We start from the raw sequence: 7,407 nt of genomic DNA, 5'->3' as shown, positions 1-7,407 counted from the left end.
CGCCTTTAATTTATACAGAACCCCGGGGATAATTATGTCCTCATTTGTAGGATAAGGCATAACCACCCTTGAGGAGCTCGTGCAAGCAGCTCCTCAAAGGGGGATTTACAACTACTTTCACTCCTTACTGCCACCCCTTTCACTCGCTCCTTTTATGCCAAGAACTCCTCTTTACTACACCTCCTTATTTTGCAAAGGTCTCATAAAAGGGGCGTGTGGCCAGTATAAGTCATAGCCGGTTATCACCGGCAGTAGCCACATTCTCTTTTCCTCATTATTACGGCTTTGCACTTTCGCTTCCTTCCAATGCTCCACGATATGCGATGACAAGGAGACGGATGCTGTTCCCTTTTTATCCGCAAAGGTAGTACGGGGCTTGTGGCTTTCAAAAGGTCTGCGCCGCCTGGTTTGTCTGGAAAATCTCCACACCGTTGGGTCGTATTTTCCGACAAAACCTTGTGCAAGCCCGCCCCGCTACCTCTATTTTGCTACAAAAAGGAATCAGCATACTCCGATCTTTGGACGCATAAAAAAATGTCGCTATGGATAAGCAAAAAGTAAATACAACATCTTCGATGAACAGAAAAGGATATAGCTCCTCCTCTCATTACCGCATTAACCCTGTGGCTGAAAAGAGTGAGCAAGTGTTGTCAATTAAGTTTGTACAATGGGACGTTCCCCCTTTGGAGAGCCTTTGTAATAGCAAAGCATATCTCCTACGAGTGAAACTCAATCGTGGCGAAATGATGAGCCGTGAAGGAAAGAATTGGCTATGTGAAGCGGTGAACTCTAACACCTATTTCCGAACAGCCGTTCCCCTACAAGGCTATCGCTTTGACTTCTTTGATGTACTGAAGAAATACCTTGTCAATCAGTACGGACAATGGACAGAGTATTACGCACCCGACAGAACAAGCCTAAGAGCCTACCTATATGGGCGTATCAATCAAATAGTAGAAATTCCTAAATATTAAAGAACTATGAAAGGAACAGAACATTTTACACGGACGATTACAGAGTATCTCAACCAGCGTGCTATGACAGACCCCTTGTTTGCCCCTAACTTGATGAAACCGAACAAGAATATCGAGGAGTGCATCACCTACATTCTTAATGAAGTGCAGAAAAGCGGTTGCAACGGCTTTGATGATGATGAAATCTTCTCTATGGCTGTTCACTACTACGATGAGGACGATATAGAAGTCGGCAAGGCTGTTTCCTGCCAAGTAGCAGTTAATCACATTGTAGAACTCACAGAGGAAGAAAAAGCCGAAGCAAGACAGGAAGCCATTAAGCAATATCAGCGTGAGGAACTTGCCAAGTTACAGAGCCATAACGCACGAGTGAAAAAGACTGAGAACGCGACAACCCAAGTACAAACATCACTATTCGATTTTTAAGCCTATGAAACCGAGAAACAAATTTGAAAAGGAGGTTTTGGAACAAAGCAAGCATCTTCGCCCGATAACCACGACACAAAGTAAGTGGGCATTTCGTGAGTGCATAGACCACTTCGCCTACCGCTTGCCAAAAGGTCGCGCCACTTGTATGGATTGTGGGCATAGTTGGGTAATGGACAAACATAGAGAAACTTGCACTTGCCCTCATTGCAGGGCAAAGTTGCAGGTCAAGGAAACATACGAGCGCAAGTTGCAGCAGAAGCAGTATTTCACCCTACTTACCACTTGTGGAGAGTTTCAAGTATTGCGTATGTTCCTACTTATTGTGGGTATGGAGAAAGGTTACAAAGCACAGACTTCTATAATTGAGATTGGGCAATATTGGTGGAATACGCAGGGACGAAAAGCTGTGGTTGCCATACAGAGGGTATTGGGACACTATGTTGATACCTTTTCCTATTATAGCCCTATGGCAATACGCAACGATAATGAAGCCTATCAATATGCAGCCTATTCGCAGATATATCCTAAGTTCAAGGTTACAGACACACTCCGCAGGAATGGTTTCAAGAATGATTTTCACGATATAGCCCCGACAACACTCATTTCGGCATTGCTTTCTGACAGCCGTGTAGAAACATTGATGAAAGCAGGACGGATTGAACATTTGCGCTATTTTCTCAATAGCCCTCGAGACTTTGACAGTTACTGGAAGTCCTACAAGATAGCCAACCGAAGCGGATATGAAATAACCGACATTTCTCTATGGTGCGACTATGTGGACACACTCCGCAGATTGGACAAAGACACTCACAGCCCGAAATACCTTTGTCCTGCCAACCTCAGAGCCGAACACGACCGCAGACACGAGGAACTTCTCAGACAGCGTGAACAGGTGGAGATAAGACAGAAGCAAAAGAAGGCAATGGAAGATGAAAAGCGTTTCAAGGAACTTAAATCCAAGTTCTTTGGTATCGCTTTCACGGACGGCATAATCCAAGTCCACGTGTTGGAGAGCGTGCAGGAACATTTGGAAGAAGGTGTATCAATGCACCATTGTCTGTTTTCTAATGCATATTACCTCAAGGAAGACTCCCTTATCCTTTCGGCTACCATTGAAGGCAAGCGAATAGAGACCATTGAAGTATCATTACGAACTTTGGAGGTGGTGCAAAGTCCTGGGGTGTGCAACAAGAACACAGAATACCATGAGCAGATAGTAAACCTTGTCAATGCCAATCGAGGTCTTATAAGCCGAAGAATGAAAGCGACAGCATAAAGTATGAACTATTAAATTATCAGAGATATGAAAACAGAGATTGAAAACATTATCTACAATTGGGCTGACGAGATACCGCATATTCTCATTAGGGTTATTAATGCAATAACCCTATCCGACAACAAAGAGGAGTTAAGGTCAGCTATCAACAAAATAGCCGAAGAAACAGAACTTGACAAGTTCTTTGCATACGGGTATGGTGCGCATCACTTTTGGCTCACACATCGCAAATTATCTAATGGAGAGCCAAAGGAATACAGATTATTAAAGGTTGAATTTTAAGATTATGAAGAAGAAAGTTTACAGAGTTCGGATGCAATATATCTTCGAAGGAGTGTTTGATGTGGTTGCGGATAACAAGGAAGAAGCACGGCAGAAAATTCTGCAAAATTGTGGGTTGGTTATGGGTGGAAGTATTCACAGCACTTTGTCCGATGAAGAGATTAACTGGGCATTTTCTACCCACCCCGAAGTAAAAACAACGCGAATAATCATTCAAAAGGAGTAAACAACAGCGTACAAGCGGACGGCACATCCGCCGCCTGCTCCTTTCTTTCCATGAGCAATCAGGCGGGGAAAGATAAGGAGCAAAGAAAGCCTATATCCTATCTTCAATACCAACGATACCGAAACTGCAATTGAGAATGCTGTTTCGGTATCGTTCTTTTCATTGTTTTATCCTTATGGCACTGCTAACAGCCTTGTCACCGACCTTGACCAGCTCGTATTTTCCCCATCTGACATAAAGTTGCCCGAGCGTCTTGCAGCCGTAACGCTTGATTTTATACTTGGGCATCAGCTTTTTAAGTTCACCACCACAATCAGTGAAAGCATAACGGTATCATCCCCTTTACGTGACGTTTCGAATGCCTTGTTGAACAAGGCACGGTCTCTGTCTATGAAGTAATCCGGCGTGTTATTATTCGGTTGGACGGGAGCTGCCTTATCCGAAAAGCGGAACTCATGACAGCTGTTTTGCAGTGATGCCGGTGTTTTCTGTTCGCCATAGCCCAATACCAATAGCCCTTTCTCTCTTATTCTCTGGGCAAGCAACGTATAATCGCTGTCGCTGGAAACGATACAAAAACCTTGCACGGTTTTTCCATGCAGCAAATCCATCGCATCGATGACAAGTGCCATATCCGTCGTATTCTTCACCCCGACATAAGAAAGTACTTCCACCAAACGGAAAGAGAATGTCTTAGCTTCCTCTTTCCATCGTTTCATCGCGGACTTTGTCCAATCGGCATAGATACGCCGAATAATGGGATTGCCGTATGAGGAAACAAAGGACATGATGTCACTAAGTTTGTCGGCGGCAACATTATCGCCATCTATGAGGATAGCAATGGTTGTTTGTCCTTGTTGTTTAGATAGTTTGAGACCTCTGCAAAAGTCTTTTTACACCCAAAAGCTACTATTGATAATCAATGAGTTATATTTATGATTTCGCTATCTATATGAGGTTTTGCAGAGGTCTCAGTTTGTTATTCATATCATCACAAAGGTAACGTTTTAGGTTTATTAAAGAAAGAATGATAGAATTTCTTATTAATCCAATTGAAATTGAATCCTCAAAATGAAATAAAAACTTTCAAGACTCTCACTTTACTTTCCAAGCTCCTGAAGTAAAAAGAATATTATATTTCTTTGTTATTCAAGACTTTTTTTTGTACTTTTGTAAGGCTTGCAATCATTGTAAAGATAATCTTTTTTATCTTTCTTTGGAAAGGAAGGAAGCTGTAAAGATGAACGTAATTATTTACTCAAAACTTAAAGGCTATGAATTGTTCAAAACATCCTAACGAACCTGCCGTGGCACAGTGTGTAGATTGTGGCAGAGGAATGTGCCTACAATGTGCGGGGACACAAAATCCACCCCTATGCGAAGATTGTCGCAAGAAACATCAGTCAGAAGATTTCGGGCGTTCCGTCTTGTATGTCATAGGTTATACTGTACTCTTTTTCATCGGCTACAAATCCAACTTTATGAGCACCAAGAGCTCTCCCGATGAACATTGGCTGAGCGGTTATTTTCTCATGGCGATGGTATCAGGCTGGCAGTTTCTCAATGCTGTTATCGGTTTCCGACTGACATCGGCTTCTTTTGCCGTTTGGGGCATATATCTCCTGCTCAAACTATTTGCTTCTGCGATTGTAGGTATTGCTACTGCTCCTATTACCATTATATGGAACATCATTAAAATTGTAAGGTGGATTATGAGAGAATAAGTTTATATCGTATCAAAAACACTTTGCAGCATCTCTTGAAGTGAAAAGAAATCCTCCATTATGGGTATCTACATATCTTTAGTAACATAACCAACTGCAAAAAGAGGAAAGGCTTTAGCAAGAAGTGAAATAAGTCGAGAACCCATTATCATTAAAGATTTCGTTTTTATCAACCCACTTATTTAAAAGTTTCTACTATCACTATATGCCTACTCTTCTGTTTTTTCCTATAAGAAATTGTAATTGTCCTACCCTTTATTTGAGGATATGCATGCAACTGCTCAAAAGAAATGACACTCTTTTTTTCATAGCAAGATATTGTTTTGCCTGTTCTATATATTCAGGACAACATTCTTTATAGTCAATTTGGTTTTCTATGATTTTATCGTAAAATGTCTTTTGGAATTGTATAGACAAGTCTTTAATGGTTGGCCAGTGATGTCGATATAAATAATCCTCTTGTTTTTGAGAAGTCCAAAGATTGTACTTTTGCTTTATATTCCTTATCAACCTACTTCTTTCAGAAGAAAAATCCAGCCATGCAGCAGGTGTGTCATCTGTTGTTTCCTGTTTTATGCCGATGATAATGCTTTCCCGCAAGTTTATAACACGAATGCCTTTCGGAACGATAAGAGTTGTTCCGTCAAGAGTGAAGTAGGTCAATGACGTGATATATAAAGTGTCATTTCTTTTTTCAAACTTGAAATCTTCTTCGTCAATACTTGGTAAATTCAAATATTGCTGTCCGCTAAAATGTGTACTTTTACCCATGGTTAAATGTTTTTTTGTCGAATACAAATTAACCATTAAGGGCTGACTTTACAAAACGAAATCAGCCCTTTACTTTTTGCCCTCTCCAAAAGAACGGCATATCAATCAAAAAACTTTTATCGGACAGCAATAATTTACTATACATTACGCGAGTTCGGGATAAGAAAATTGCTTAAAAAGTTGGTAATCTTGCTATTATTTTGTAAATTTATAGTTGAAAATCAGCAACTTATAAAACAAATATAGCGATGATTACCAAGGACAAAGTTACAGAAATATTCTGTACTATCGATGAGTTTGACAAGAATTTGGATGGTGAGCTGAAGAGAAACCTGCGTTTACCTAACCAAGATGGTAATGGAAAACGTTACAGAAATCGTAAAGGAAAGCTTTCCGAAAGCGAAATTATGACGATTCTCATATGCTATCATTTCGGTACCTATCGCAATTTTAAGGAGTATTATCAGAATTGTATCCGCGGCTGCTTCCACAAAGAGTTCCCCCAAGCGGTATCCTATAATCGCTTTGTAGAGCTCATGCCTCGTGTATTCTGCAAAATGATGCTCTTTATGAAGCTCTATGCTTTCGGCAAGTGTACGGGGATAACGTTCGTTGATAGCAGAATGATCCCCGTATGCCACAACGTAAGAAGGTATTTCAATAAGGTCTTTTCGGGGCTCGCCAAGAACGGAAAATGGACGATGGGCTGGTGTCATGGCTTTAAACTTCATCTGCTTTGCAATGATTCAGGCGAAGTAATTACATTCTGTCTTACTGGAGCCAACGTGGATGACAGGGATAGCAGGGTGTGGAATGTATTTACAAAGGTGCTCTATGGAAAGGTCTTTGCTGACAGAGGATATATTAAGCAAGAACTCTTCGAAAGTCTATTCAGTCAAGGTATCCAACTCGTTCATGGCCTAAAGGCTAAAATGAAGAACAAGCTGATGCCCATGTGGGATAAGATAATGTTAAGAAAACGCCATATCATCGAGTGCATCAATGAACTCTTGAAGAATAAAGCTAACCTCGTACACTCGCGACATCGCTCGATACACAACTTCATTATGAACCTATGTTCTGCCCTAACAGCCTATTGCTTTTTTGACAATAAACCTGAGGCTCTGCCTGTTTATGTTGAAAAATCAAGGCAGTTAGAACTGTTTACATACTGACCTTATCCCGAACTCGAGTATACATTATAGTGATATCTTGTACTGTAAGATAGGACTAGCTCTTTACTACTTTCCATATTTCAGATTTTGGGGGGTAATATTCCCAGGCAAGAAACAGCTACTCTGCTCTATTATCCTATCTGTATACATCTCTATCTACCCTTTATCTATCTTCTCTCTTATTATGGGTTTATAGTATGATAAACGCAGTAAGCATCTATTTGATGATCCTTGTCACAAATCATTTTTCTATCAGCACGAAACTAATTTCAGATGATTAATAACCGCTTTTGATAAACCACCTACAAGAGACCTTTGCAAAATAAGGAGGTGTAGTAAAGAGGAGTTCTTGGCATAAAAGGAGCGAGTGAAAGGGGTGGCAGTAAGGAGTGAAAGTAGTTGTAAATCCCCCTTTGAGGAGCTGCTTGCACGAGCTCCTCAAGGGTGGTTATGCCTTATCCTACAAATGAGGACATAATTATCCCCGAGGTTCTGTATAAATTAAAGGCGATGCTTTCAAGAATGTTTTGAGTATGGGTCTTGGCAAGGT

10 protein-coding genes and 1 pseudogene are annotated in these 7,407 nt (G+C 40.8%); 8 read left to right on the top strand and 3 right to left on the bottom strand.

All coding sequences use genetic code 11. From position 1 onward, the window contains the following. Positions 1-79: 79 nt before the first annotated feature. From GCWU000325_RS12615 to GCWU000325_RS01550, 6 genes are all read left to right on the top strand, one after another. The gene (locus GCWU000325_RS12615) at positions 80-235 is read left to right on the top strand and encodes a hypothetical protein (protein ID WP_006254197.1); all 156 of its coding nucleotides are present in this window, start codon (positions 80-82) and stop codon (positions 233-235) included. Between the two features lie 307 nt (positions 236-542). Further along, complete coding sequence (locus tag GCWU000325_RS01570; RefSeq protein ID WP_006254195.1) at positions 543-974, top strand: hypothetical protein; 432 nt, start codon at positions 543-545, stop codon at positions 972-974. A 6-nt stretch (positions 975-980) separates the two neighbouring features. Then, positions 981-1,400 (top strand): PcfK-like family protein, encoded by a 420-nt coding sequence (locus GCWU000325_RS01565; RefSeq protein WP_006254194.1) that lies wholly within the window; start codon positions 981-983, stop codon positions 1,398-1,400. Between the two features lie 4 nt (positions 1,401-1,404). After that, positions 1,405-2,679, top strand: coding sequence for a PcfJ domain-containing protein (locus GCWU000325_RS01560; RefSeq protein WP_006254193.1), 1,275 nt, complete (start codon positions 1,405-1,407; stop codon positions 2,677-2,679). A 27-nt stretch (positions 2,680-2,706) separates the two neighbouring features. Next, positions 2,707-2,961, top strand: coding sequence for a hypothetical protein (locus GCWU000325_RS01555; protein WP_006254192.1), 255 nt, complete (start codon positions 2,707-2,709; stop codon positions 2,959-2,961). Positions 2,962-2,965: 4 nt separating this feature from the next. Further along, on the top strand, positions 2,966-3,187 hold the full coding sequence (locus GCWU000325_RS01550) for a hypothetical protein (protein WP_006254191.1): 222 nt from the start codon (positions 2,966-2,968) through the stop codon (positions 3,185-3,187). Positions 3,188-3,346: 159 nt separating this feature from the next. Here the strand turns inward: GCWU000325_RS01550 and GCWU000325_RS01545 are convergent. Then, a pseudogene (locus GCWU000325_RS01545) lies at positions 3,347-3,975 on the bottom strand (NYN domain-containing protein). 486 nt (positions 3,976-4,461) lie between these two features. Between GCWU000325_RS01545 and GCWU000325_RS01540 the strand changes: the two are divergent. Further along, positions 4,462-4,911 carry a hypothetical protein gene (locus GCWU000325_RS01540; protein ID WP_244832863.1) on the top strand — a complete coding sequence of 150 codons (450 nt, stop codon included), beginning with the start codon at positions 4,462-4,464 and terminating at the stop codon, positions 4,909-4,911. A 255-nt stretch (positions 4,912-5,166) separates the two neighbouring features. Here the strand turns inward: GCWU000325_RS01540 and GCWU000325_RS01535 are convergent, their stop codons facing one another. Then, a complete protein-coding gene (locus tag GCWU000325_RS01535) occupies positions 5,167-5,682 on the bottom strand; it encodes a hypothetical protein (protein WP_211205521.1) in 516 nt (171 codons plus the stop codon). Positions 5,683-5,930: 248 nt separating this feature from the next. On the opposite strand from GCWU000325_RS01535, the gene GCWU000325_RS01530 reads away from it, so the two are divergent. Continuing rightward, complete coding sequence (locus tag GCWU000325_RS01530; protein WP_006254185.1) at positions 5,931-6,857, top strand: IS982 family transposase; 927 nt, start codon at positions 5,931-5,933, stop codon at positions 6,855-6,857. A gap of 302 nt (positions 6,858-7,159) precedes the next feature. Here GCWU000325_RS01530 and GCWU000325_RS12610 read toward each other — a convergent pair whose 3' ends face one another. Continuing rightward, entirely contained in the window at positions 7,160-7,288 is a 129-nt protein-coding gene (locus GCWU000325_RS12610; protein ID WP_006254184.1) for a hypothetical protein, read from the bottom strand. Between the last annotated feature and the right edge of the window lie 119 nt (positions 7,289-7,407).

Source organism: Alloprevotella tannerae ATCC 51259, assembly GCF_000159995.1.
Classification (GTDB): domain Bacteria; phylum Bacteroidota; class Bacteroidia; order Bacteroidales; family Bacteroidaceae; genus Alloprevotella; species Alloprevotella tannerae.
The sequence above is the reverse complement of the archived record's forward strand: the minus strand, read 5'-3'. Positions and strand labels throughout refer to the sequence as shown.

Coding starts and splice junctions, on each gene's coding strand:
- GCWU000325_RS01560 (WP_006254193.1), top strand. CDS start 1,405: ATGAAACCGAGAAACAAATTTGAAAAGGAGGTTTTGGAACAAAGCAAG.
- GCWU000325_RS01550 (WP_006254191.1), top strand. CDS start 2,966: ATGAAGAAGAAAGTTTACAGAGTTCGGATGCAATATATCTTCGAAGGA.
- GCWU000325_RS01555 (WP_006254192.1), top strand. CDS start 2,707: ATGAAAACAGAGATTGAAAACATTATCTACAATTGGGCTGACGAGATA.
- GCWU000325_RS01530 (WP_006254185.1), top strand. CDS start 5,931: ATGATTACCAAGGACAAAGTTACAGAAATATTCTGTACTATCGATGAG.
- GCWU000325_RS01540 (WP_244832863.1), top strand. CDS start 4,462: ATGAATTGTTCAAAACATCCTAACGAACCTGCCGTGGCACAGTGTGTA.
- GCWU000325_RS01570 (WP_006254195.1), top strand. CDS start 543: ATGGATAAGCAAAAAGTAAATACAACATCTTCGATGAACAGAAAAGGA.
- GCWU000325_RS01565 (WP_006254194.1), top strand. CDS start 981: ATGAAAGGAACAGAACATTTTACACGGACGATTACAGAGTATCTCAAC.
- GCWU000325_RS01535 (WP_211205521.1), bottom strand. CDS start 5,682: ATGGGTAAAAGTACACATTTTAGCGGACAGCAATATTTGAATTTACCA.